The organism is Kosakonia sp. YIM B13588 (assembly GCF_042788165.1).
Taxonomy (GTDB): Bacteria; Pseudomonadota; Gammaproteobacteria; order Enterobacterales; family Enterobacteriaceae; genus Kosakonia; species Kosakonia sacchari.
In genome coordinates this window covers 37,968-60,711 of the sequence record NZ_JBHZPO010000019.1, presented here as the reverse complement: position 1 = coordinate 60,711, position 22,744 = coordinate 37,968, and the positions used below count along the sequence as shown (strand labels likewise).

Here is a 22,744-nt window from a genome sequence, read left to right as displayed (position 1 = left end):
ACTTATGACGCAAAACAGCGCATTAACGACGCTAAAGGATTTGGCAGAAAAAGAAGTTGACGACGCCGCCCTGAAACTGGGTGAGATGCGCCGCGGCTGCCAGCAAGCGGAAGAGCAATTAAAGATGCTGATTGAATATCAGCATGAGTATCGCAGCAGTCTGAATAACAACATGAGCCAGGGGATCGATAACCAACGCTGGCAGAATTATCAGCAATTTATTCAGACGCTGGAAAAAGCGATTGAGCAGCACCGTCAGCAGTTAGCGCAGTGGAATGAAAAAGTCGATAGTGCCCTGGGTAGCTGGCGTGAAAAGAAACAACGTTTACAAGCCTGGCAAACCTTGCAGGACCGACAAAGCGCCGCGGCGTTACTGGCGGAAAACCGTCTCGATCAGAAAAAAATGGATGAATTTGCACAGCGCGCGTCCCTGAGGAAAATAGAATGATCAACTTGTCAAAACTGTTAATGACAGAATCCGATGCCACCACCGGTGTGCAAGCCGGCAAAAGCGGCGGCGATTCTGCACAAGATTTCCTCGCTCTGCTGACGGGTGCAATGACCGGCGGCCAGGGACAGGAGAGCGATGCGCCCATCACGCTTGCCGATCTACAAGCAGCGGCCCTGAGCGGCAAGCTGGCGAAAGGCAACCTGCCGGCAACCGCAGCTACCGGCGAAGAGACGCAGGCACAAACCCCGGCGCAAAAACTGGCAGAACTGCTGGCGCGTCAGAGTGCGAAAAGCGATCTGACTGCATCAGCAGCAAGCGACGCCGACGTGCAAAAACTGTTTTCTGGCCTGACGCCTGCGGCGAAAACTGATGTGCTGGCCGCGCTAAGCAAAACCGCTAAAGCGGGTGACAGCGAAAACAAAACCGATTTAAACGATGAAGAGCTGGCAGGTTTAAGCGCGCTGATGGCGATGCTGCCGCATCAACAAGCCGCACAATTAAACACCACCAGCGCACCACCTGCCAGCGCCACCGGCGGCGTTGATGTCGCTAAAGCAGCGAACCGCGCACTCAATACCAGTTCGCTGACGGCAGAGACCGATTTACCGCGCGGCAGTGCGAAAAATGACACCGCTGCCGGTACCACGCCGTTCCATGTAGCGGATGATGCCCAGCAGACGGCGGTGCTCGCCTCCTCTTCTGCGGCGGTGAAGAAAGATAATGACAATGCGCTGCAAACCACTAATACCACTGCCAGCATCGCGCCGGTGACTACCACCGCCAGCGCTGCGCAGGCCAGCACGCCTGTCGCCGCACCGGTGATCAGCGCCCCGCTGGGCAGCCATGAGTGGCAGCAGAATATCAGCCAGCATGTCACGCTCTTTACCCGCCAGGGCCAGCAGACTGCGGAGCTGCGTCTGCATCCGGAAGATCTGGGTCAGGTTCAGATTTCTATTAAGCTCGAAGATAACCAGGCGCAGTTGCAGATGGTGTCAGCGCACAGCCATGTTCGCCAGGCACTGGAAGCGGCGCTGCCGATGCTGCGTACCTCGCTTGCAGAAAACGGCATTCAGCTGGGTCAGAGCAATATCAGCAGTGAGTCTTTTGCCGGTCAGCAGCAGCAACAGCAGGCCTCTCAACAGCAGCAACAGGCTTCACGTTCGGGCGCAGGCGATCTGTTTGGCACGGATGATGGCGACGCGTTAGTCGCCCCGGCGAGCCTGCAATCTGCGGCTCGTGGCAACGGCGCAGTCGACATCTTTGCCTAAACGCCAGAGGTAGCATGATTATCCCCGTCTTTTCCGCCCTTTGACGGGAGCAGGACACGGGATAATCAGCTCATAAGCAGTACTAACAGGAAGCCCGTAACAGATGACTGACTCCGCTATTAACAAAAAACGTAAGCGCTCTATCTGGATCCCGCTGCTGGTGTTAATCACACTCGCAGCTTGCGCCACCGCTGGCTATAGTTACTGGCGTATGCAACAGAAACCTGCGGCTAACGCAAAAGTGGAAGCGCCTCCTCCGCCTGCGCCGGTTTTCTTCGCTCTCGACACCTTCACTGTGAATCTGGGCGATGCTGACCGTGTGTTGTATGTCGGTATCACACTGCGTCTGAAAGATGACGCTACGCGCGCCAGACTTAGCGAATATCTGCCGGAAGTACGCAGCCGCTTGTTGATGTTGTTCTCACGTCAGGACGCAGCACAGCTTGCAACCAACGAAGGCAAGCAGAACCTTGCTACCGCGATTAAAGAGACGATCGCAACGCCGTTAGTGCCAGGACAGCCGAAGCAGGAAGTCACTGACGTTCTTTATACAGCTTTCATTTTGCGGTAAAGACATGGGCGATAGCATTCTTTCTCAGGCCGAAATCGATGCGCTGCTCAACGGAGACAGCGATAAGAGTGATGATCCGCAACCGGGTATGGGCGGCGATAGCGATATTCGCCCCTATGACCCCAATACCCAGCGCCGCGTGGTGCGTGAGCGTCTGCAAGCGCTGGAGATCATCAACGAGCGTTTTGCGCGTCAGTTCCGTATGGGGTTGTTTAACTTGCTGCGTCGTAGCCCGGATATCACCGTCGGCGCGATCCGCATTCAGCCCTATCACGAGTTTGCGCGTAACTTACCCGTTCCGACCAACCTTAACTTGATCCACCTGAAACCACTGCGCGGCACCGGCCTGTTTGTTTTCTCGCCAAGCCTGGTGTTTATCGCCGTGGATAACTTGTTCGGTGGAGACGGGCGTTTTCCAACGAAAGTGGAAGGCCGTGAATTTACGCACACTGAACAGCGCGTTATCAACCGCATGCTGAAGCTGGCGCTTGAAGCCTACAGCGATGCATGGAAGGCGATTCACCCGCTGGACGTGGAATATGTGCGTTCGGAGATGCAGGTAAAATTCACCAACATCACGACATCGCCAAACGACATTGTTGTGAATACGCCGTTCCATGTTGAAATCGGCAACCTGACGGGTGAGTTCAATATCTGTCTGCCGTTTAGCATGATCGAACCGCTGCGCGAAACGCTGGTTAACCCGCCGCTGGAAAACTCCCGTAATGAAGACCAGAACTGGCGTGACAACCTGGTGCGTCAGGTTCAGCACTCTGAACTGAATTTGATTGCCAATTTCGCGGATATTCCCCTGCGCCTGTCGCAGATACTTAAGCTCCAACCCGGCGATGTGCTGCCGATTGATAAACCCGATCGCATTATCGCTCATGTGGACGGCGTACCGGTGCTAACGAGCCAGTATGGTACGGTCAACGGACAATATGCGTTACGTGTAGAGCACTTGATAAACCCGATTTTGAATTCGCTGAATGAGGAACAGCCCAAATGAGTGATATGAACAATCCGTCCGATGAGAACAGCGGAGCACTGGACGATCTGTGGGCTGACGCGTTGAACGAACAAAAAACCCCTCCCGCGACGAAAAGCGCGGCCGATGCCGTGTTCCAGCAGCTCGGCGGTGGTGATGTTGGCGGCACTCTCCAGGATATCGACCTGATTATGGATATCCCGGTCAAACTGACCGTGGAACTGGGTCGTACGCGTATGACAATTAAAGAGCTGCTGCGTTTGACGCAGGGTTCCGTGGTGGCACTTGACGGGCTGGCGGGCGAACCGCTGGATATCCTGATCAACGGTTATCTGATTGCTCAGGGTGAAGTGGTGGTCGTTGCGGATAAATACGGCGTACGTATCACCGATATCATCACCCCTTCCGAGCGTATGCGTCGTTTGAGCCGCTGAGTCGAGCATGAAAACACAGGCCACGGTTTCCCAACCGTCTGCCCTTTCCGGTTCGCCACTGTTGCAGGTCAGTGGCGCGCTGTTTGGCATGATCGCGTTAATTCTGATTATCGCGTGGCTCGCCAAACGCCTTGGCCTCGGCGGCAAAACCGCCAGTGGCCGGGGTTTAAAAGTGACCGCCAGCACCACGGTTGGCCCGCGCGAACGCGTGGTGATCGTGGATGTTGAAGATGCACGCCTGGTGCTGGGCGTTACGCCCACCAACATCAATCTGTTGCACAAACTTCCTCCCGCACCCGCAGAAAGTGAAGACGTGAACGTGAAAAATGTGGATTTCCAGACCGTGATGAAGAATTTGCTTAAGCGTTCCGGGAGATCCTGATGCGCCGTTTGTTCTCTTTTGCGCTGGCCGGATTATGGCTGGTTGCCCCTGCGGCATTTGCACAACTTCCGGGTTTGATTAGCCAGCCGATAGCAGGTGGTGGCCAGAGCTGGTCGCTGCCGGTGCAGACGCTGGTATTTATTACCTCGCTCACCTTCCTGCCCGCCATTTTGCTGATGATGACCAGCTTTACCCGCATCATCATTGTCTTCGGCCTGCTGCGAAACGCGCTGGGAACACCGTCTGCGCCGCCGAACCAGGTACTGCTTGGGCTGGCGCTATTTTTGACCTTTTTTATTATGTCGCCGGTGATCGATAAGATTTATACCGACGCCTATCAGCCGTTTAGCGAGAATAAAATCTCTGTCGATGTGGCGCTGGAACGCGGCGCACAACCGCTGCGTGAATTTATGCTGCGCCAGACGCGCGAAGCCGATTTGGCGCTGTTTGCCCGTCTTTCTAATAGCCCGCCGATTCAGGGGCCGGAAGCCGTATCAATGCGTATTCTGCTACCCGCTTATGTCACCAGCGAGCTGAAAACCGCATTCCAGATTGGTTTTACGATCTTTATTCCGTTCCTGATTATCGATCTGGTGATCGCCAGCGTCCTGATGGCGCTCGGGATGATGATGGTACCGCCCGCAACCATTGCCCTGCCGTTCAAACTCATGCTGTTCGTGCTGGTCGATGGCTGGCAGTTACTGGTCAGCTCGCTCGCCCAGAGCTTTTACAGTTAGGAGTAAGCCATGACACCAGAATCGGTCATGATGATGGGCACCGAGGCGATGAAAGTCGCACTCGCACTCGCTGCCCCACTGCTGCTGGTTGCGCTGGTCACAGGCCTGGTTATCAGTATTTTGCAGGCGGCGACGCAGATCAACGAAATGACGCTCTCCTTTATCCCGAAAATCATCGCCGTGTTTGTCACGATTGTGGTTGCCGGGCCGTGGATGCTGAATTTACTGCTTGATTACATGCGCACCCTGTTCAACAACATTCCTTATATCATCGGGTAAGCCGACTTATGTTGAACGTCACCAGCGATCAGTGGCTGCATTGGATCAGTATGTATTTCTGGCCGCTGCTGCGCGTGATGGCGTTAATTATGACCGCACCGATCCTCAGCGAATCGCGTATTCCGCGCCGGATAAAAGTGGGGCTGGGGATTGTGATTACCATCGTTATCGCCCCGACCTTGCCGCCAACGCCGGATGTACCGGTATTCGCGCCGGCGGCGCTTTGGCTGGCGCTACAGCAGATCCTGATTGGCGTTGCGCTCGGTTTTACGATGCAGTTCGCCTTTGCGACCATCCGCACCGCCGGTGAGCTGATTGGCCTGCAAATGGGCCTCTCTTTCGCCACGTTTGTCGATCCCACCAGCCACTTAAACATGCCGGTGCTGGCGCGCATCCTCGATATGCTGGCGCTGCTGTTGTTCCTCACGTTCAACGGACATTTGTGGTTGATCTCGATGCTGGTCGATACTTTCCACACCTTGCCGATTGGCGGTAATCCGGTAAACAGCAATGCGTACCTGGCGCTGACGCGTGCGGCGGGCATGATTTTCCTCAATGGGTTGATGCTGGCGTTACCGGTTATTACCTTGCTGCTGACCATTAACCTTTCCCTGGGTTTACTGAACCGCATGGCACCGCAATTGTCGGTGTTCGTGATTGGTTTTCCCGTTACGCTAAGCGTTGGGATTTTACTGATGGCGGCAATGATGCCGTTAATCGCCCCTTATTGTGAGCGATTATTCAGTGAGATTTTCAACCTGTTAGCTGATATTGTTAGCGAACTTCCACAGAATAGTAATCCCTGACTTTAGTAATGCCTTTCTGAGGATATTCCTAAAGTTAAATTTGCAAAACATCCCCCACCATATATCTGGCGCGGCTTATTTGTTTTTAGCCTTCTCACAGAACGCAACATTTACTTTACTTTAAGATGATTCCTGGCAAATTATACCTAACTTTACGGGATAGTGGGTTCGCCTGAAGTTTCGCGTCGTACTTCAGTAATATAAGTTTTTCCTGTATGGCTTCTGAAGCTTCTGGCGGGTGGTGAATTATCGTTACGCATTGAGTGAGGGTATGCCATGTCAACGATTATTATGGATTTATGCAGTTATACCCGGTTGGGATTAACAGGGTATCTGACAAGCCGGGGGGTTAAAAAGCGAGATATCAACGACATCCAGACAGTTGATGAACTCGAATCAGCTTGCGCCACACTCCAGCCAACCGTGGTGTTTATTAATGAGGACTGCTTTATTCATGACCCAAGCAGCAGTCAACACATTAAGCAAGTCATTAATCAGCATCCCCGTACACTTTTTATTGTGTTTATGGCTATCGCCAATATCCACTTTGACGAATATCTTTTGGTTCGCAAAAACTTATTGATTAGTTCTAAATCAATCAAGCCTGAGTCGCTGGATAATATTCTGGGAGATTGTCTCAACAAAGAGAAAAAAAGCGTTGGGACCATTAACTTACCAACACTTTCACTAAGTCGTACCGAGTCAAGCATGTTGAAAATGTGGATGTCCGGGCAGGATACGATTCAAATCTCCGATCAGATGAATATTAAAGCGAAAACGGTATCATCACATAAGGGTAATATTAAAAGAAAAATTAAAACACATAATAAGCAGGTTATATATCATGTAGTGCGGCTAACAGATAATGTTACCACTGGTATATTTGTTAATATGCGTTGAAGGTATTTTTTCTATTCACCCTCCAGGCGGAGGGCGAAATATTAATCTGCACGTTCTACAAATACGCCGTCCGGGTGGTCTTTTTCATTAAAGAACCAAATCCCGAGCGGGTAATCTTCCAGTGAGACCAGGTACATCGTACCTTCATTAAACGCTTCGACAGCCAATACCACCCCCGGACGGCGTGGACCCCCGTCCGTTTTGACCGTAACCCGATCGTTAACCTTCATAAGTACCCTCCTCTCGCATTTACGCCAGTGTAGAACAAAACCGTTGCCCTGACAGCGTGCCTGCGTTTAGCTGGCGATTTTTTCTACCGACTATACTTAACACTGCATTTATGAAGGAGGTGACGGCGTGAAAACAGTCAAAGAGTATAGCGAGACCGCAAAGCGGGACGTGCATATCGATGTCGATGCCCTGCTGGCTGCGATTAACGAAATCAGCGAGAGTGAAGTGCATCGCGTCGATGACGAAGATGGCCAGCGCGTGAGCGTGGATGGTCGGGAATATCATACCTGGCGGGAACTGGCGGAAGCATTTGAACTGGACGTGCATGACTTCAGTATTACGGAGGCGAATCGCTGAAGAAAACATCCCGGCCGCCGAAACGGCCGGGACAAACTTGCTCTCGCAAGAAGCACTTAAAATTCGTACACCAGGGAATCTGATGTGGGAATAACTCTATAGATAAAACATACTTAAGACAAGAAATATCTATAAATCAATGAATTAGCACATACAACTGTATTCTACTGCATACAATGCGCGACAAAAGTCTCCCGACTCATACTGCCAAAGGAGCTCACTATGCCGAGCCTGGACGACCCATTACTGATCTTTACGGACATAGAAGGAACACTGCTGGATAGCCACACGGGTGAATGGCAACCCGCTGCCGAGTGGCTTGCGCGCCTGCGCCAGCGGCAGATACCGGTGATCCTCTGTAGCAGCAAAACGGCGGCAGAAATGGTAGCTGTGCAAAACCTGTTGCAACTGCAAGGCCTGCCCTTCATCGCCGAAAACGGCGCGGTGATTCAGTTAGATGAGCACTGGCAAGATCACGACGACTACCCAAGGATTATTACCGGTTCCCCCCATGCCGAAATCGCCCGCGTGCTGACCCAATTACGCCTGAGCAATGGCTGGAAATTCACCACTTTTACAGAGCTGGATGAACATGTGCTGGCAGAGTTAACGGGTCTTACGCCTGCGCAGGCTAGTCTCGCTAAGTTGCAGGAAGCCTCTGAAACGCTGATCTGGCGCGACAGCGATGAGCGCATGAACGCCTTTGATGATGCGCTGGCGCAACTGGGCTTGCGTGTTGTTCAGGGGGCACGATTCTGGCATGTGCTGGATGAGCGCGACGGAAAAGATCAGGCCGTAAACTGGCTGACGCGGCAATATCGCCATTACCAGGGTAAACGCGCCGTCACGGTCGGGCTGGGTGATGGACCAAACGATGCGCCGCTACTTGATAACGTTGATTACGCCGTGGTGGTAAAAGGTCTTAATCGCGAGGGGATAAGGTTGCGCCAGGATAGCCCGCCACGGGTTTATCATACGCAACAAGAGGGAGCGGCGGGCTGGCGCGAAGGCCTCGATCACCTGTTTGGGATCACATCTACTGAACAGACTTGATTGCGACCACTGTTTTTTGCCAGGTATAAGCGGCTATCGGCAATGGATTGCAGGTATTCAAAATCGTAATTGCCGCTTTCCTGCGCAGCGCTGACGCCGAGCGAGACAGTAATGCGCAACGTCGTACGCTTGTGGATCAGGATCTCTTTACTTTCAATGCGCGAACGGATGTGTTCGGCAACCTGTACCGCCTGCTCAAGCGTGCTGTCCGGCAATAAAATACAGAACTCTTCGCCGCCGACGCGACCAGCGACATCCTGCTCTCTGATGGAACTGCTGATAAGCCCGGCGGCGTGGGATAACACCAAATCACCGGCCTGATGACCGAACTGGTCGTTGACGCCCTTAAAATGGTCAATATCAAGCTGAATGATCGCAAAGGGTCGCCCCTGTACCCGCGCCTCTTCTGATAACACTTTCGCCTGCTCAAAGAACGATCCCCGATTATAGAGACGCGTCAGCGGGTCAAACCACGCCTGCCATTGCAGCGTGTGTTGCATGCTATACAAATTGGTCACCATTCTGCGGATCACTACCCAGGAAAAGAGCAGCATGCCGGTAAACAGCACCCACAGCAGCGAGAGCGCAATGCTGATACGCCCGAAATCCCCGGAGAGTCCTTCTCGCAATGAGTGAACACGCAGCAAGACGCCACCAAAATGTTTAAGCTTTTGCCAGCTCACATAACGGGTACCCAGATGCAGGCCACCGACGGTATCGTGCGCCATGTCGGCTTGTAGCTTAGCGATCTCATCCTGATTAAACTCGCCGCTGGCATTCTGTTGTGGTTGCGTACTGATAAGCAGGCGAAAATGATTATCGTAAAGCTGATATTCCCCACCATCTTGCTGGAGTTGTTCATCAATCAGCAACGGCTTAATTGCATTCAGCGGAAAGCTCATTACCAGCACGCCGTACCAGTAATGCTGGTAATCGAGCGGCACGCTGGCGGCGACAAAACTGTTATTTTCCGGGTTGGTTAAAAGCGTGAACCAGCGAACGCCACGCGCACGATTTTCCTGTTGCTGTTGGCCGCTAAACCATGGGCGTGTTAATAAGCGGTAATAGGTAGAAATAATGTCCTGCTCGCGATCCACAGCGCGTGTGGAGAGAAAAAAACCGGCGCGCGAGAAATAATAAGCCTGACGCGGCAACATGGCGGCCTCAGAGGAGAGGCGAAACAGATAGCCAAGCTCCATCGCCGCCATGAGTTCGTCGTGTAAACGTTCCTCGTCGCGACGCAGTAGCCCACTCTGTTCAACTAAAGAATCAGAAACGCCGTAAATAGGCAGCGTCCGGATGTTATCCAGGCCAATCTGCCAGTACGGTAAGGCGCGTTTACGATCAAACTCGCCCTGCACGGAATTTAATGCCTCAAATCCCAACGGCTTTTGCAGTGCGGCCTGCATACCATTTCGGAAAAAAAGTAACCGGTCTACGCCGACCTGAATCTGCATATCCAGAGCATTACTGACGTTTTCCAGTGCGCTACGCTGGCTGGCGACATAAGCCCCCTGCAGCACAATGACTTCGCGCCACGTCAGGAGCGTTGAACACACCATCACGATCACAAAGCAAAGGTTTACCACCTGAGCCGGAACAAAATAGCGCTGCAGTTGTTTAAACGACCTGGGCTGTTTTACGACACGGTTCTGCCGCACACGGGCTCCCTGAGATGTCTGTGAATGCTCTTTCGCCCCGCTCGCGTGTAATCCGGCAATAAAAACGCCCAGCAATGCCGGGCGTTTTTGTGGTTACGCTTCTTCGTGGATCCGCCGCCTGTTGCCAGGCATTAGCTCATCTTCACGAAAGGCTTCCCGTTTGACGCCGTAGCCGTCATACCAGCGGCACTCAACCATACCGCTGGCATAACCGGTAACAATCATGAGCGGACCACCCTTTTTACTCTGCACTTCATCGCTGACCAAAAAGACCATTCTTGCCTCCGGTATCAGGGCGAAACTTTTTCACCTTAGACGAAGTTGCTTAAATTTGCGTAATCCTTGCCGCGAGATTTTATTTTTCATTGCCACGTAAACGTTCCACACCTTTCATCACCGCGACCACCACCGCACCAATCACAAAGCCCAGCACCAGGTTGGCCACCATCGGTACCAGTACTTGCAGCACTGCAGGCTGGCTGGCGGCGAATTGCTCGATAGCATGATGTAACGGCGCAATGCCGTGAACCACAATCCCGCCACCGACAAGAAACATTGCCAGCGTACCGACAACAGACAGGATCTTCATGAGCCAGGGCGCGGTGAATAGCAATCCTTTCCCCAGCCCCTGTGCCAGAACACCCGGTTTCTCTACCAGCCAGTAGCCCATATCATCGAGCTTAACAATGATGCCCACCAGCCCATAAACACCAATGGTAACCAGCACCGCGATGCCCGACAGGATCAGCACCTGGTTCAGCAAAGGCGCGTCGGCAACGATGCCAAGCGTGATGGCGACAATCTCGGCAGAGAGAATAAAATCGGTGCGCACCGCGCCTTTGATTTTATCTTTCTCGAACTGCTGCGGATCTTGCGCTGCCAGCGCCTCCAGACGCTGCTGGCGCGCCTCCGGGCTCTCTTTATGTTTACGCGCCTCAAACGTGTGCAGCACTTTCTCCACACCTTCAAAGCATAAAAACGCGCCGCCAAGCATCAACAGCGGTGTAATAGCCCACGGGATAAAGGCGCTAATCAGTAACGCCAGCGGCACGAGAATCACCTTATTCAGCAATGATCCACGCGCGACGCTCCACACCACCGGCAATTCGCGGTTGGCGCGCACGCCGGTGACCTGCTGCGCGTTAAGCGAAAGATCGTCGCCCAGCACACCGGCAGTCTTTTTTGCCGCCAGTTTGCCCATCACTGAAATATCATCCAGCAACGTCGCAATATCATCGAGTAATGTTAATAAACTACTTCCTGCCAAAATATCTTCCTTTTGAATTTATGATGTCACGCTTCTCAGTATGATGGAAAAAGTCGGGGACGAAAATCGCCTCTTATAGTCAACAAAAATTTAACACTTCTTACGCAATTAACCACTCGCCAGGCCGATAGTTTTAACGTTTACTATAAGCCTCTTATCTTTTGCCGTGGTGGGTTATGCGTTTCAGGCAAGTTTTACCGCTTATTGGCGCGCTTTTCGCGCTCTATATTATTTGGGGTTCCACGTACTTTGTTATTCGCATTGGCGTTGAAAGCTGGCCGCCGTTTATGCTGGCCGGTACACGCTTTTTATCTGCGGGCGTCATTCTGACCAGCGTCTTATTGCTGACCGGCCATAAATTGCCGCCACTTCGTCCGATGCTTAATGCCGCGCTGATTGGCGTGCTGCTACTGGCGGTGGGCAATGGGTTTGTGACCGTCGCCGAACACCAAAATGTGCCATCAGGAATTGCCGCTGTTGTTGTGGCGACCGTTCCGCTATTTACCTTGTGTTTCAGCCACTTTTTCGGCATTAAGACACGAAAACTTGAGTGGTTTGGCATTGCCATTGGCCTGGTAGGCATTGTTTTGCTTAATAGTGGCGGGAATTTAAGCGGTAATCCGTGGGGTGCCGTGTTGATTCTGGTCGGTTCGCTAAGCTGGGCATTTGGCTCGGTATACGGTTCGCGCATTGAACTGCCGAGCGGCATGATGGCGGGCGCAATCGAAATGCTGGCCGCAGGCATTGTGTTGTTAGCAGCTTCAGCATTAAGCGGCGAGCGCCTGAGCGCAGTACCGCCACTTTCCGGTTTCTTCGCCGTCGGTTATCTGGCGCTATTTGGCTCCATTATCGCTATCAACGCCTATATGTACCTGATCCGCAACGTCTCGCCTGCCGTTGCCACCAGCTATGCGTATGTCAATCCGGTTGTCGCCGTGCTGCTCGGCACAACTTTTGCCGGGGAACATCTCTCGTCTGTGGAATGGCTGGCGTTGGGCATCATTATTATGGCGGTGGTGCTGGTGACGTTGGGTAAATATCTCCTTCCGGCGCGCCCGGTAGTTACGCCTTGCGAGGCAGAGAAGTAACCGCCATCGCATGAATGCCCTGAGTGTCGATCTGCGCAGTCTGTTGCCCTTCGCAGATCCACTCTTCCAGCCGTTCACATAGCGCCGCATCGCCGAGTTTTAACCGCCCCCGCAGCGCACACTCCCAGACCACCAGCACTCGCCAGCCCTGCTCCAGCAACAATGCCGTATCGCGCGCATCACGTTCAACGTTTTTGCCAATCTTCTCCAGCCAGAAATCCGTGCGCGTGGCAGGCACTTTGAAAAGATAACAGGTGTGGTGATGCCAGAAACAACCGTGGGTAAAGATAACGCAGCGATAATCGTCGAGCACAAAATCAGGCCGCCCCGGCAAGGCGGCATCCTGGACACGAAAATCGAGCTCCAGTGAAGCAAGACTCGCGGCAAGCCGCTTTTCAATCGCCGTATCCTTTGTGCCGATGGCGCGCATATTTTTACTGCGCGTTGCTTTATCATGCACATCCGCCATCACGCGTCTCCGTCAGGTCAGATGAAAACCAAAGCGGCGCAGCACCTCTTCATCAACGCGCTGGTGATCACCTTGCAGTTCGGCGCTGAGTTTTGCCATAAAGTGCACCAAAAAATCCGCGTTGTGTTCGGCGAGTTTACGCCCTTGTTCAGTCTGCATGGTGGCGGGTAATTTCAGCAGCTTGCAACGAAAATGATCGAGGGCGAAGGCTTTATCATCCAGTTCACGTTCGGCGGCAAATGGATCTTCGCCATCGAATAAGGCTGCGCCCATCGAGCCGGAAACGGCAAAGACGCGCGCCAGGCCAATCGCTCCAAGCGATTCCAGCCGATCGGCATCCTGAACAATTTTCGCCTCCAGCGTTTGCGGCGCAATGTCGGCGCTGAAGCTGTGCGCTTCAATGGCATGGCGCACGCCAGCCACGGCGTTTTGCGGGAAATCAGGAAACTCGCTTTCGAGAATAGCCGCCGTTTTTTCTGCCGCCATGACTGAAGACTGGTGACGCTGCGGGTGATTTTTGGCAAAGCTCACGATGTCATGGAAATAACAGGCGGTCAGCACCACCAGCGCATCAACCTGTTGGCCTTGCATTAGCGTTTGTGCTGTTTTCCAGACCCGGCGAAAGTGTGAGACGTCATGCGCGGCGTCGCCGTGATTAAAATGCTGAGAAATCCATTGGTCAAAACGGTGCTGCCAGTCGATTACATTCATTCTTGTTCCCGTTAATGAAAGCCCTTACCTGCTGTTTCAGGCATCCGGATCCTGCGGACGTGTGTACCAGGCAATAGCACCCAGTATCGCACCCACGACGGCTAAAACCAGCACGCCAAAAAACGAGTTCAGCCAGTTCCCGGTAGCGGTTCCCACCGTGCCAGTATTAAACCCGGCTGGCAAATTCGTCTGGCTGACTGGCCAGATATCGTTAAGCACAGACCAGATAAAATAGACGCAGAAAATCCAGAACACCCAGAGTGCCAGTTTGCCACCGAGGCTACGCACCGCTTTATCGTCCATAATGATTTTTTCCGCATGGGTTAAGGGATGAAAGAAATGAAATTGTCCCGACATAAATGTGACATCTCTCTCATCATATCTTCAGTTGATGAATTTTAAAGATATATCAGCGAGACTGATGAGTCCCCTCACCCACAACGGCCGCAGACCGCGAATGAGTGTGCCATGTGTAAATGACAAACAGACGTAACGGGATAAAATTAATAAGAAAAAGTGTAATTAATGCACTTAGAGTGACATTTTCAGACCGCGCGGAAACGCTGCAAATATTAATGATAAAAGCGGCATTCATTTCTATCAATTATGTTAAGAAAAGGTTATAAAATGTGCAAATGCAAGAGTGGAAAAACAACTGTGACGGGAGTCGTTGAAAGCGAAGCGCGTAACTGTTTGAATAATGGCGGAGAGAGGGGGATTTGAACCCCCGGTTGAGTTGCCCCAACTACGGTTTTCGAGACCGTCCCGTTCAGCCGCTCCGGCATCTCTCCGTTCAGATGGTTGCCATGATGCCAGGTAATTTGGCATTTTAACAGACCCTGTCCCGTTAATTTGGTTCAAGTGGCGAGTTTGCGAGCAAAACGATGATTAAGTGGCCCTGGAAGACAAGGGAATCTGCCGAAGGCGCAGAATACCCCTGGGAAGAAGCGTTAAATGCCCCTGTGTTAGCAAATTTGTCGCCGGAGGAACAGGAGAAACTTGTTCATCTGGCTGACCGCTTTTTGCAGCAAAAACGCCTGGTTCCGTTGCAAGGATTCGATCTGGATGCGCTGAAAAGCGCGCGTATCGGCTTACTGTTTTGCCTGCCGGTGCTGGAGCTTGGCCTTGAATGGCTGGATGGCTTCCACGAAGTGCTGATCTACCCGGCGCCGTTTGTTGTCGATGACGAGTGGGAAGACGACATTGGTCTGGTGCACAATCAGCGCGTGGTTCAGTCCGGACAGAGCTGGCAACAAGGCCCCATCATCCTGAACTGGCTGGATATTCAGGATTCGTTCGACGCTTCCGGCTTCAATCTCATTATTCATGAAGTGGCGCATAAACTGGATACGCGCAACGGCGATCGCGCCAGCGGCATTCCACTGATTCCGCTGCGTGAAGTGGCAGGCTGGGAACACGATCTGCGCGCTGCAATGGACAACATTCAGGATGAGATCGATCTGGTTGGCGAAAGCGCGGCCAGCATTGACGCCTACGCGGCAACCGATCCGGCAGAGTGTTTCGCCGTGCTTTCCGAGTATTTCTTTAGCGCGCCAGAGCTGTTTGCTCCCCGCTTCCCGGCGCTGTGGCAGCGCTTCTGCCATTTCTATGGCCAGGATCCCCTAAGCCGTCTGCGCGGGCAGGCGGACCGCGATAACGAAAGTGCCCGGCAGGTACATTAAAACGCCCCTGTGTTTTAATTCGCCAATTGAATCAGTGCGTTAAATTTAGTGTTGACACTCAAGTACGGGGCCAGTAGTATGCGCCCCGTTCACACGATTCCTCTGTAGTTCAGTCGGTAGAACGGCGGACTGTTAATCCGTATGTCACTGGTTCGAGTCCAGTCAGAGGAGCCAAATTTATGTTTTCATGCATCTTCACGAATCTTTATACGATTTAGATTCAACGAGTTAGTGTGAAAAGTCTTCCCGATGCATTTTTAGTTTTCCCTCCGCATCGGGAGAATTTGGTGGTCAGATTTGGGGTCATGTTGGTTCGATGACGGAGTGACCCCCAAATGTCTCTTAACGACACAAAAATCCGCAGCTTAAAGCCATCCGCTAAACCTTTCAAAGTTTCCGATTCTCATGGCCTGTACCTTTTAGTCAATCCAGCCGGTTCACGTCTCTGGTATCTCAAATATCGTATCAATGGTAAAGAATCCCGCCTCGGCCTAGGTGCCTATCCCGACGTATCTTTGGCTGATGCCCGTCAACAACGTGACGGTATCCGTAAACTCCTCGCGCAAAATATCAATCCAGCACAACAGCGCTCCGCTGAAAGAGCCACTTCCACACCAGAAAAAACTTTCAAGTATGTGGCACTGGACTGGCATAAAAGCAACCGAACTTGGTCAGAGAACCACGCAACCCGCCTGCTTGCCAGCATGAACAACCATATCTTCCCGATAATTGGACACCTGCCGGTCACAGAACTGAAAACCCGCCATTTTATCGACCTGCTGAAAGGGATTGAGAAAAAAGGTCTGCTGGAAGTCGCAGCACGTACCCGGCAGCATATGTGCAACATCATGCGTCATGCCGTACATCAGGAGTTGATAGAGCACAATCCGGCAGCAAATCTGGACGGTATCATCGCCCCTCCCGTTAAACGCCACTACCCTGCCCTTCCGCTGGAGCGACTGCCGGAGCTTTTGATTCGTATTGAGGACTACCAGCAAGGACGAGAGTTAACCCGCCTGGCAGTATCACTTACTCTGCACCTGTTCATCCGTTCCAGCGAACTGCGTTTCGCCCGTTGGTCTGAGATCGATTTCAAAAATAGAATCTGGACCATTCCTGCCACTCGCGAGGCCATTCCCGGTGTCCGCTACTCCGGGCGTGGTGCAAAAATGCGCACTCCACATATCGTTCCACTCTCCCGTCAGTCCATTGCTATTCTGAAACAGATACGGGAAATATCCGGGCATCAGGTACTGGTATTCCCCGGCGATCATAATCCGTATAAACCGATGTGCGAAAACACGGTCAATAAGGCGCTACGCCTGATGGGTTATGACACAAAAGATGAAATCTGCGGCCACGGGTTTCGGGCAATGGCCTGTAGTGCCCTGATGGAGTCTGGCCTGTGGGCACAGGATGCGGTTGAACGGCAGATGAGTCACCAGGAACGCAATAGCGTTCGAGCAGCCTACATCCATAAAGCAGAATATCTCGATGCCCGTAAAGCGATGATGCAGTGGTGGTCGGATTATCTGGATATGTGCCGGAAAGCGTATGCCCCACCTTATATTTGTGGGAAGGAAATCAGTTGCACAATGGGATAACCACTCTGACAAAATAAACCACAAAAATAACCGTATCAGTCTGTACTGGTACGGCATTTTTCTAGTTTCAGTTCGGATAAATTGTTAAGCCGTTTATGAGCATCGTCAGCCAGACTGTCCAGCGTGAATCGAAAGTGTGAAGTCCGCTTCTCATACAGAACTATCCACGGAAACGTATTAGGCCTGTTATGAGCGAGGAGCAGACCTTGGCACATATGATTAATATTCATATGATTAATATTCATAGCAACTAATTTAAAAGATAACTACCGACGCTGTAGCTATTCAGCGGTTTCAATAGCTTGACTTGTCCACTACATTTACAATGTGTCATCACGACTTGAGCTCAACAGTTTAATCAGTCATCTTAAGGAATCGTCTCAACTGTTTATTTTTGATAGTACGGGTACAACACTTTTTTACTGTAAGACTTAATACACACACTTCAAAAGGATTGGCTATGCGTTTGAGTAAAGTTCGAGTGCAAAACTATCGGAGCATCATTGATACCGGTGAGTTTGATGTTGAAAGGCTTAAAACAATTCTAGTTGGCCCAAATGAAGCAGGTAAAACAGCCATTCTTCAAGCTATTCAACAAATTAACCCACCAGTAGGCACTAAAAAATTCAAACCCTTACGCGACTACCCAAGAGCTCAATATACCAAAATCAGCCGAGGGGACCTGGATCCGAATGAGGTGGAAGTAGTCACTGCAGTCTTTGAACTTGAAGAGTTTGATTTAGAGCATGCACCAGAGCAAATCAAGGGCAGTCCAATCAGTTACACCTTCACTCGGTATTTAAACAATAATGCGAGTCATGGTTTAATAGGTTTCACATCTCCAACTTACAATGACGTCAAAAATGACCTGATAAGACTGACTGCTCATTTAGATCGGTCGTCTGCTGCAGGTGAAGCAAAACCGCATTCAGAAAGCCTTAGTAAAATAACGAATGGCTGGGCACAAAATAAATCTTTATATACTGATTCTGCGATTTTAAAAAAGTGGCTGGAAGATAAGCTTCCATTTGTTGATGAAGAAGATGAGAAAGAGGTTACGCGTTGGGAAGTAATTGATTCAAAATTGAATTTATCAATTGCTATCTGCAGTTTTCTTGAATATCTAGACAAGAACAAGCCTGTATTTGTACTTTACAGCAATTACTTCCGAGTTAAGCCTATCATCCATTTAGGAAATCTTGCTAAACGGCTTGAATCTAACAGCCTTGATGATGATGCCTATGATTACGGCAACAGTTGTCTGCTCAGATTGCTTGGTTTTACTGCACAGGAACTTTCTGAACTCGGAAAAGCATCCGATCCAAGCCACACTTCGACTGATCTTGAAAGCTTCAGAGAAAGACTCGACCAGCGTAGCTATGAGCTCAATGCGGCCAGTGTTGAATTGACTCAGCAAATAATCAAAGTATGGAACCCTGATGATAACAAAGCAGAGGCAAGCAGGCTTAAGCTGACTGCCGACGGACAATATCTAAAAGTAGTTGTCGAAGACAACATAGGCGTTGAGGTTGAACTCGATCAGCGCTCCGAAGGTTTTCAGTGGCTAGTGTCGTTCTTCATAGTGTTCTTTGCTGAGGCTAAAGGTAAACATAAGAACACAGTTCTCCTATTAGATGAGCCAGGAGTTAGCCTCCATGCCCTGAAGCAAAGAGAGTTTAGAAAAACTATCTCATTACTTGCCGATAACAATCAGACTTTATACTCAACTCATTCACCATTTCTAGTTGGCCCGGATGAACTCGATATTGTGAGAGTTGTGGAACTGACCGATAGGACTGTTGGTACGAAAGTACACACAACAGTCTCCTCCAGTGATCCTGCAGCGCTGTTACCGCTACAGGAAGCGCTTGGATATGATTTAGCTCAGAGTCTATTTGCCAACCAGCGTAATTTGATTTTAGAAGGTTTGACAGATTATTGGTATGTCGAAGCCATATCCGGCCTGCTTAAGGATGGCGGAAAAACATTTTTGCACGAAAAGATCGCGCTTGTACCAGCCAACACAGCAAGCAAGGTCGTCTATTTCGCGACAATTCTTACTTCACACAACCTAAAGGTCGCGGCTTTACTTGACTCAGATAATGCTGGTGATCAAGCAGCAAATCAGGAAATTCTGGTTCACCGTCTCAGCAATAAAAGAATCCTTCGAACATCAGATTTTACAGTTCCTAAAATTGAAAAAGCAGAAATCGAAGACCTGCTCAGAGATACATTAATCGGAATAGCCAAATCTGAACTAAATTGGGATTTAACCACGGCGATGGCAAGCGCTGGGGATAAGCCTATTATCAATTTGTTCCAAAGTGAAATTGGCAAAGATTTTTCCAAATATAAGTTAGCTAAGGCTTTCTTAAGATGGTCTCGAGATCATTCGTTCACTGATCTATCTGCTAATGAGATCCAAGGCTGCACGAATCTCATAAATGCGATAAACGCTGCACTGAAGTGATCATTTTCAACTGGCTCATTCGCTTGGTATGAGCCAGTTTTTTATAGATTCCTTTGTGTGGATATGAGCTGCAACCCTAAATTAACATAGAACGACGTCAGCACAGTCCGCTTCTGGCACACACCAGACAAACACGTGACGCTGAAGGTCTGCTGAGAGTGAACAGCGGACGCTGGGGTTCTTTATAAAAATTCGGTTTGTGTTGTTTTGCATTAGTTTAGAGACGAAAAATATTGCGTCGGTGATTTACCCAGCGCTTTTCTGAACATCGTAATAAATGCGCTGACCGAATCATATCCCAGCGTTCCGGCTACGCGCTGCACGGACTGACCTTCAGCCAGATGGCTCAGGGCAATCATCAAATGCAGTTGCTGACGCCAGCGACCAAAGCTCATTCCTGTCGCCTCTTTTATCAGCCTGGCCAGCGATCGTTCGCTGGTGACCAGATGTGCAGCCCACTGCTTTAACGTTCGCCGATCATCAGGCTCATTAAAAAGTGCCTCCGCCATATTCCGGATTTTAGGATGATCGGATACGGGAAGATGGAGCGCTTCAACCGGCACATCCGGAATATGCTCCAGCAGCACCGCTGCGAGCCTGGCAGTTTTACTGTCAGGAGAATAAGCCTGTCCCTGTTCTGCCAGATACAGAACAAGCTCGCGGACCAGAGAAGTCATCGCCAGGGTACAACAGATTTCCGGCATCGCTGCCGCGCCGGGTTCGATAAACAGAAAGCAGGTATCTGCATTCTTCGTGACCCGGCAACTGTGGGGGATTTCACCCGGAACCCAGACAGCATGTCCGGGTGGAACAAGCCACAGCGCATCCTCAACCTCACAGCTCACTGCACCGCGCAAAGAGATAATAAGTTGTCCCTTACGGTGAGCGTGCGGACTCTGACCTGCATACTCGCCTGACGATGATACATGCAGCGCGATAGCAGCCTGACTGAAAGCATCGGAATTAAACTCATCCGGTGAGGTCACCGGTTTTTTATTAAGTGGCATGATTTAGTTATATGTTGTCAGGTTATCTATATTCTGTAACTCATGCGTCCTTTAAAGTCTTTCTTTTTACCAGAGAAAGCAAAATTTATGTCCCACACTACGAACAAGTGGTCTTCAATCATACTTGTGACCGGCATCCTTTTTATAGCTATCAACCTGCGTGTTCCTTTTACCGCTATCGCACCCGTTTTAGAGTCTATTCGCCATGATTTTGGGCTAAGTATTACTGCCGTTGGGTTGCTTAACTCGCTGCCTTTACTGGCATTTGCCGCCTTTTCACCGCTGAGCGCATCCATCTCACACAAGTACGGTCTTGAACGCACCCTTTTTGGTGCCCTGGCCGTGATTTCAGCTGGCATCCTGCTTCGCTCCACAGGCAGTGTCTGGGCGCTTTATGGCGGAACCATATTGATAGGTATCGGGATTGCCCTCGGCAATGTCCTGTTGCCTGGCCTTATCAAACGCGACTTTTCTGGCAACGTGGCTTCCGTGACGGGGGCATATTCCATCACCATGGGCGCGGCTGGTGCTATTGGTTCAGCCGTTGTCATTCCTCTGACGCAGAACTGGGGCTGGAACATCGCGTTAGCCATGTTGGTTATTGCACCGCTGCTTGCGTTGCTTTTATGGTTGCCCCAGTTAAAGATGAAGCATCAGTTGCCAGCAGCGGGTGAGAAAACAACGGCGACCGTCGCGGTCTGGCGCTCGCCTCTGGCATGGCAGGTCACCTTGTTTATGGGCCTGAATGCGATGCCGTTTTATGTTGCTGTCGGCTGGCTGCCCGCCATTCTAACGGACAGTGGACTCTCCTCAGCCCAGGCCGGTGAAGTACACGGCATTCTTCAGCTGACCACCGCCATTCCCGGCCTGATTCTGGCCGCCACGCTGCGTCGCCTCAACGATCAGAAAGCAGCCGCTGCCGGCGTCAGCCTGTTAACCGCTGCGTCCTTTATCGGCATCATGTACCTGCCGAATCTGGCGATGCTGTGGGCTGCTCTTCTCGGCTTCAGCTCGGGTGCCAGTATGATGCTGGGCCTGACCTTCATCGGACTTCGTACCAAAAATGCCGGTGACGCCGCCGCGCTGTCAGGCATGGCGCAGAGCGTCGGTTATCTGATGGCGGCGATGGGTCCGCTGCTGCTGGGCAAAGTACAGGAGTTGTCCGGAGGCTGGACATTGCCATTACTGATGACCGCAGCAATCGCGGTCGCAGGTGCCTGCACCGGAATGGCTGCCGGACGAAATGCGCATCTGGAACCTGTACAGCAGACGGGCTGAATTGGCTGGCACCACAGGGGAACGATCGGTTCCTCTGCTGTGGATGCTGTCCATTATCGTTCTGAAGCGTACTCTTGCTCTCAAGACCATCTCTTACCGGGAAGGCCGTTTCTCACCTGCGACATCGTTGAAAAGTTCGCCGACCCAGTCAGCAAAAGCACGCACGGCGGGAGAGAGAAAACGCTGATGCGGATAGAGCATCGTCACCGGCACGGAAGGTGGCTGCCAGTCCGCCAGAACCTCGACCAGTTTGCCTTGCCGCAGATTCTCCGAAATCACATTCTCAGCAAGCTGCGCCAGCCCAAAACCCTCAAGGCACAGTCTGATATAGAGTCCCGTTTCGTTAACGGCTGCATCCCCCTCAACCGGCACAGAGAAGGCCTCAGTGCCTCGTGTGAAACGCAGTTCATTAGTGCGTCTTCCCGAACCGGAAAAGTAATGAATCGCCCGATGCAGCGACAACGCTTCCGGCGTCTCAGGCACACCGTATTGCCTGAGATAGTCAGGCGAGGCGCAGGTCACCCAGCGAAACCGGCCAAGTGGCCGCGCAACCAGCGTGGAGTCGGTTAATTCTCCGGTTCGGATCACGCAATCTATCCCTTCCTGAACAAGATCGACCTGCCGGTCGCTGACGCCAATCATCAGGTAAATATCCGGATAGAGCCGGTAAAATTCTTTCAGATTGGGCATGACGACGAAGTGGGCGATACCCCCTGGCATATCAACCCGCAGCCGTCCCTGGGGTCGCCTGACGGAATCACTCAGGCTGGATTCACTAAGTTCAATTAGCGACAGGATCTCCCGGCACTGCACCAGATACTGCAGTCCTTCAGGTGTGAGGCTGACCCGTCTTGTTGTCCGGTTAAGCAGACGTACCTGCAGGTATTTCTCCAGATTTTTAATCGTGCTGGTGACGGTGGAAGCTGGCAGTGACAGTGTCTCTGCCGCGCGCACAAAGCTTCCGGCTTCAGCAACCCTTATAAAAACCTGCATAGCCTGAATCCGATCCATCGTCCTGCTCCTGGGTAAAAGTGAGTCTGATTATTCGCG

Annotated in this window: 26 protein-coding genes and 2 tRNA genes; 18 read left to right on the top strand and 10 right to left on the bottom strand. The window is 51.5% G+C overall.

Translation table 11 applies throughout. The annotated features are described in order from the left end of the window. Positions 1 to 4 precede the first annotated feature (4 nt). From fliJ to rcsA, 10 genes are all read left to right on the top strand, one after another. The gene (gene fliJ / locus ACFX4U_RS22720) at positions 5 to 448 is read left to right on the top strand and encodes a flagellar export protein FliJ (protein WP_017458372.1); all 444 of its coding nucleotides are present in this window, start codon (positions 5 to 7) and stop codon (positions 446 to 448) included. Next, positions 445 to 1,719, top strand: a complete 1,275-nt coding sequence (gene fliK, locus ACFX4U_RS22715) for a flagellar hook length control protein FliK (protein ID WP_313506890.1) — start codon at positions 445 to 447, stop codon at positions 1,717 to 1,719. Before fliJ ends, fliK begins: the two co-directional genes overlap by 4 nt. A 103-nt stretch (positions 1,720 to 1,822) precedes the next feature. Continuing rightward, complete coding sequence (fliL, locus tag ACFX4U_RS22710) at positions 1,823 to 2,290, top strand: flagellar basal body-associated protein FliL (RefSeq protein WP_017458374.1); 468 nt, start codon at positions 1,823 to 1,825, stop codon at positions 2,288 to 2,290. Between the two features lie 4 nt (positions 2,291 to 2,294). Beyond that, on the top strand, positions 2,295 to 3,299 hold the full coding sequence (gene fliM, locus ACFX4U_RS22705) for a flagellar motor switch protein FliM (RefSeq protein ID WP_017458375.1): 1,005 nt from the start codon (positions 2,295 to 2,297) through the stop codon (positions 3,297 to 3,299). Next, the gene (fliN, locus tag ACFX4U_RS22700) at positions 3,296 to 3,712 is read left to right on the top strand and encodes a flagellar motor switch protein FliN (RefSeq protein WP_305735675.1); all 417 of its coding nucleotides are present in this window, start codon (positions 3,296 to 3,298) and stop codon (positions 3,710 to 3,712) included. The genes fliM and fliN overlap by 4 nt, the downstream gene beginning before the upstream one ends. Before the next feature lie 7 nt (positions 3,713 to 3,719). Continuing rightward, the gene (fliO, locus tag ACFX4U_RS22695) at positions 3,720 to 4,094 is read left to right on the top strand and encodes a flagellar biosynthetic protein FliO (RefSeq protein WP_017458377.1); all 375 of its coding nucleotides are present in this window, start codon (positions 3,720 to 3,722) and stop codon (positions 4,092 to 4,094) included. Beyond that, a complete protein-coding gene (fliP, locus tag ACFX4U_RS22690; RefSeq protein ID WP_017458378.1) occupies positions 4,094 to 4,831 on the top strand; it encodes a flagellar type III secretion system pore protein FliP in 738 nt (245 codons plus the stop codon). The genes fliO and fliP overlap by 1 nt, the downstream gene beginning before the upstream one ends. A gap of 9 nt (positions 4,832 to 4,840) precedes the next feature. Then, on the top strand, positions 4,841 to 5,110 hold the full coding sequence (gene fliQ, locus ACFX4U_RS22685; RefSeq protein WP_017458379.1) for a flagellar biosynthesis protein FliQ: 270 nt from the start codon (positions 4,841 to 4,843) through the stop codon (positions 5,108 to 5,110). An 8-nt stretch (positions 5,111 to 5,118) separates the two neighbouring features. Next, positions 5,119 to 5,916, top strand: coding sequence for a flagellar biosynthetic protein FliR (gene fliR, locus ACFX4U_RS22680; RefSeq protein ID WP_017458380.1), 798 nt, complete (start codon positions 5,119 to 5,121; stop codon positions 5,914 to 5,916). 276 nt (positions 5,917 to 6,192) lie between these two features. Then, on the top strand, positions 6,193 to 6,816 hold the full coding sequence (gene rcsA / locus ACFX4U_RS22675; protein ID WP_017458381.1) for a transcriptional regulator RcsA: 624 nt from the start codon (positions 6,193 to 6,195) through the stop codon (positions 6,814 to 6,816). 41 nt (positions 6,817 to 6,857) lie between these two features. Here rcsA and dsrB read toward each other — a convergent pair whose 3' ends face one another. Continuing rightward, positions 6,858 to 7,046 (bottom strand): protein DsrB, encoded by a 189-nt coding sequence (gene dsrB, locus ACFX4U_RS22670; protein ID WP_017458382.1) that lies wholly within the window; start codon positions 7,044 to 7,046, stop codon positions 6,858 to 6,860. A 127-nt stretch (positions 7,047 to 7,173) separates the two neighbouring features. On the opposite strand from dsrB, the gene yodD reads away from it, so the two are divergent. Together yodD and ACFX4U_RS22660 are read left to right on the top strand one after the other, a co-directional pair. Beyond that, positions 7,174 to 7,404, top strand: a complete 231-nt coding sequence (gene yodD / locus ACFX4U_RS22665; protein ID WP_017458383.1) for a YodD family peroxide/acid resistance protein — start codon at positions 7,174 to 7,176, stop codon at positions 7,402 to 7,404. A gap of 222 nt (positions 7,405 to 7,626) precedes the next feature. Further along, positions 7,627 to 8,457 carry a mannosyl-3-phosphoglycerate phosphatase-related protein gene (locus tag ACFX4U_RS22660; RefSeq protein ID WP_313506885.1) on the top strand — a complete coding sequence of 277 codons (831 nt, stop codon included), beginning with the start codon at positions 7,627 to 7,629 and terminating at the stop codon, positions 8,455 to 8,457. On the opposite strand, the gene dgcQ is transcribed toward ACFX4U_RS22660, so the two are convergent. The 3 genes from dgcQ to ACFX4U_RS22645 all read right to left on the bottom strand — a co-directional run bounded on the left by dgcQ (position 8,421) and on the right by ACFX4U_RS22645 (position 11,385). Next, the gene (gene dgcQ / locus ACFX4U_RS22655; protein WP_313506883.1) at positions 8,421 to 10,118 is read right to left on the bottom strand and encodes a cellulose biosynthesis regulator diguanylate cyclase DgcQ; all 1,698 of its coding nucleotides are present in this window, start codon (positions 10,116 to 10,118) and stop codon (positions 8,421 to 8,423) included. The two genes, ACFX4U_RS22660 and dgcQ, sit on opposite strands and share 37 nt — an antisense overlap. Positions 10,119 to 10,211: 93 nt before the next feature. After that, entirely contained in the window at positions 10,212 to 10,394 is a 183-nt protein-coding gene (locus tag ACFX4U_RS22650; protein ID WP_017458386.1) for a YodC family protein, read from the bottom strand. 79 nt (positions 10,395 to 10,473) lie between these two features. Beyond that, entirely contained in the window at positions 10,474 to 11,385 is a 912-nt protein-coding gene (locus ACFX4U_RS22645) for a DUF808 domain-containing protein (RefSeq protein WP_313506882.1), read from the bottom strand. Positions 11,386 to 11,561: 176 nt separating this feature from the next. Here ACFX4U_RS22645 and yedA point away from each other — a divergent pair, with 176 nt between their 5' ends. After that, positions 11,562 to 12,473 (top strand): drug/metabolite exporter YedA, encoded by a 912-nt coding sequence (yedA, locus tag ACFX4U_RS22640; protein ID WP_313506881.1) that lies wholly within the window; start codon positions 11,562 to 11,564, stop codon positions 12,471 to 12,473. Here yedA and ACFX4U_RS22635 read toward each other — a convergent pair. The 4 genes from ACFX4U_RS22635 to ACFX4U_RS22620 all read right to left on the bottom strand — a co-directional run bounded on the left by ACFX4U_RS22635 (position 12,448) and on the right by ACFX4U_RS22620 (position 14,444). Further along, the gene (locus tag ACFX4U_RS22635) at positions 12,448 to 12,942 is read right to left on the bottom strand and encodes a very short patch repair endonuclease (protein WP_313506880.1); all 495 of its coding nucleotides are present in this window, start codon (positions 12,940 to 12,942) and stop codon (positions 12,448 to 12,450) included. The two genes, yedA and ACFX4U_RS22635, sit on opposite strands and share 26 nt — an antisense overlap. A gap of 12 nt (positions 12,943 to 12,954) precedes the next feature. After that, positions 12,955 to 13,653, bottom strand: a complete 699-nt coding sequence (locus tag ACFX4U_RS22630; RefSeq protein WP_313506879.1) for a phosphohydrolase — start codon at positions 13,651 to 13,653, stop codon at positions 12,955 to 12,957. Between the two features lie 36 nt (positions 13,654 to 13,689). Further along, a complete protein-coding gene (gene drpB, locus ACFX4U_RS22625) occupies positions 13,690 to 13,956 on the bottom strand; it encodes a cell division protein DrpB (RefSeq protein WP_305737578.1) in 267 nt (88 codons plus the stop codon). A 398-nt stretch (positions 13,957 to 14,354) separates the two neighbouring features. Further along, positions 14,355 to 14,444: transfer RNA gene (locus tag ACFX4U_RS22620), tRNA-Ser, on the bottom strand. 93 nt (positions 14,445 to 14,537) lie between these two features. Between ACFX4U_RS22620 and mtfA the strand changes: the two genes are divergently transcribed. The 4 genes from mtfA to ACFX4U_RS22600 all read left to right on the top strand — a co-directional run bounded on the left by mtfA (position 14,538) and on the right by ACFX4U_RS22600 (position 19,409). Further along, positions 14,538 to 15,335 carry a DgsA anti-repressor MtfA gene (mtfA, locus tag ACFX4U_RS22615; protein WP_305735648.1) on the top strand — a complete coding sequence of 266 codons (798 nt, stop codon included), beginning with the start codon at positions 14,538 to 14,540 and terminating at the stop codon, positions 15,333 to 15,335. A 98-nt stretch (positions 15,336 to 15,433) separates the two neighbouring features. Beyond that, positions 15,434 to 15,509 (top strand) — tRNA-Asn (locus ACFX4U_RS22610). A 161-nt stretch (positions 15,510 to 15,670) separates the two neighbouring features. Next, on the top strand, positions 15,671 to 16,939 hold the full coding sequence (locus ACFX4U_RS22605; RefSeq protein WP_129991912.1) for an integrase arm-type DNA-binding domain-containing protein: 1,269 nt from the start codon (positions 15,671 to 15,673) through the stop codon (positions 16,937 to 16,939). A gap of 460 nt (positions 16,940 to 17,399) precedes the next feature. Beyond that, positions 17,400 to 19,409 (top strand): AAA family ATPase, encoded by a 2,010-nt coding sequence (locus ACFX4U_RS22600; RefSeq protein WP_209635782.1) that lies wholly within the window; start codon positions 17,400 to 17,402, stop codon positions 19,407 to 19,409. Between the two features lie 212 nt (positions 19,410 to 19,621). Here ACFX4U_RS22600 and ACFX4U_RS22595 read toward each other — a convergent pair whose 3' ends face one another. Further along, the gene (locus ACFX4U_RS22595; protein WP_015697047.1) at positions 19,622 to 20,416 is read right to left on the bottom strand and encodes a helix-turn-helix domain-containing protein; all 795 of its coding nucleotides are present in this window, start codon (positions 20,414 to 20,416) and stop codon (positions 19,622 to 19,624) included. An 87-nt stretch (positions 20,417 to 20,503) separates the two neighbouring features. Between ACFX4U_RS22595 and ACFX4U_RS22590 the strand changes: the two genes are divergently transcribed. After that, complete coding sequence (locus tag ACFX4U_RS22590) at positions 20,504 to 21,694, top strand: MFS transporter (protein WP_119261557.1); 1,191 nt, start codon at positions 20,504 to 20,506, stop codon at positions 21,692 to 21,694. A gap of 93 nt (positions 21,695 to 21,787) precedes the next feature. Here the strand turns inward: ACFX4U_RS22590 and ACFX4U_RS22585 are convergent, their stop codons facing one another. Continuing rightward, positions 21,788 to 22,705 (bottom strand): LysR family transcriptional regulator, encoded by a 918-nt coding sequence (locus ACFX4U_RS22585; RefSeq protein ID WP_015697045.1) that lies wholly within the window; start codon positions 22,703 to 22,705, stop codon positions 21,788 to 21,790. Positions 22,706 to 22,744: the final 39 nt, after the last annotated feature.

Coding starts and splice junctions, on each gene's coding strand:
- rcsA (WP_017458381.1), top strand. CDS start 6,193: ATGTCAACGATTATTATGGATTTATGCAGTTATACCCGGTTGGGATTA.
- fliQ (WP_017458379.1), top strand. CDS start 4,841: ATGACACCAGAATCGGTCATGATGATGGGCACCGAGGCGATGAAAGTC.
- dsrB (WP_017458382.1), bottom strand. CDS start 7,046: ATGAAGGTTAACGATCGGGTTACGGTCAAAACGGACGGGGGTCCACGC.
- ACFX4U_RS22595 (WP_015697047.1), bottom strand. CDS start 20,416: ATGCCACTTAATAAAAAACCGGTGACCTCACCGGATGAGTTTAATTCC.
- ACFX4U_RS22630 (WP_313506879.1), bottom strand. CDS start 13,653: ATGAATGTAATCGACTGGCAGCACCGTTTTGACCAATGGATTTCTCAG.
- fliP (WP_017458378.1), top strand. CDS start 4,094: ATGCGCCGTTTGTTCTCTTTTGCGCTGGCCGGATTATGGCTGGTTGCC.
- ACFX4U_RS22600 (WP_209635782.1), top strand. CDS start 17,400: ATGCGTTTGAGTAAAGTTCGAGTGCAAAACTATCGGAGCATCATTGAT.
- fliR (WP_017458380.1), top strand. CDS start 5,119: ATGTTGAACGTCACCAGCGATCAGTGGCTGCATTGGATCAGTATGTAT.
- yedA (WP_313506881.1), top strand. CDS start 11,562: ATGCGTTTCAGGCAAGTTTTACCGCTTATTGGCGCGCTTTTCGCGCTC.
- fliL (WP_017458374.1), top strand. CDS start 1,823: ATGACTGACTCCGCTATTAACAAAAAACGTAAGCGCTCTATCTGGATC.
- fliN (WP_305735675.1), top strand. CDS start 3,296: ATGAGTGATATGAACAATCCGTCCGATGAGAACAGCGGAGCACTGGAC.
- ACFX4U_RS22590 (WP_119261557.1), top strand. CDS start 20,504: ATGTCCCACACTACGAACAAGTGGTCTTCAATCATACTTGTGACCGGC.
- fliJ (WP_017458372.1), top strand. CDS start 5: ATGACGCAAAACAGCGCATTAACGACGCTAAAGGATTTGGCAGAAAAA.
- ACFX4U_RS22635 (WP_313506880.1), bottom strand. CDS start 12,942: ATGGCGGATGTGCATGATAAAGCAACGCGCAGTAAAAATATGCGCGCC.
- ACFX4U_RS22660 (WP_313506885.1), top strand. CDS start 7,627: ATGCCGAGCCTGGACGACCCATTACTGATCTTTACGGACATAGAAGGA.
- ACFX4U_RS22605 (WP_129991912.1), top strand. CDS start 15,671: ATGTCTCTTAACGACACAAAAATCCGCAGCTTAAAGCCATCCGCTAAA.
- fliM (WP_017458375.1), top strand. CDS start 2,295: ATGGGCGATAGCATTCTTTCTCAGGCCGAAATCGATGCGCTGCTCAAC.
- mtfA (WP_305735648.1), top strand. CDS start 14,538: ATGATTAAGTGGCCCTGGAAGACAAGGGAATCTGCCGAAGGCGCAGAA.
- fliK (WP_313506890.1), top strand. CDS start 445: ATGATCAACTTGTCAAAACTGTTAATGACAGAATCCGATGCCACCACC.
- fliO (WP_017458377.1), top strand. CDS start 3,720: ATGAAAACACAGGCCACGGTTTCCCAACCGTCTGCCCTTTCCGGTTCG.
- ACFX4U_RS22585 (WP_015697045.1), bottom strand. CDS start 22,705: ATGGATCGGATTCAGGCTATGCAGGTTTTTATAAGGGTTGCTGAAGCC.
- ACFX4U_RS22650 (WP_017458386.1), bottom strand. CDS start 10,394: ATGGTCTTTTTGGTCAGCGATGAAGTGCAGAGTAAAAAGGGTGGTCCG.
- drpB (WP_305737578.1), bottom strand. CDS start 13,956: ATGGACGATAAAGCGGTGCGTAGCCTCGGTGGCAAACTGGCACTCTGG.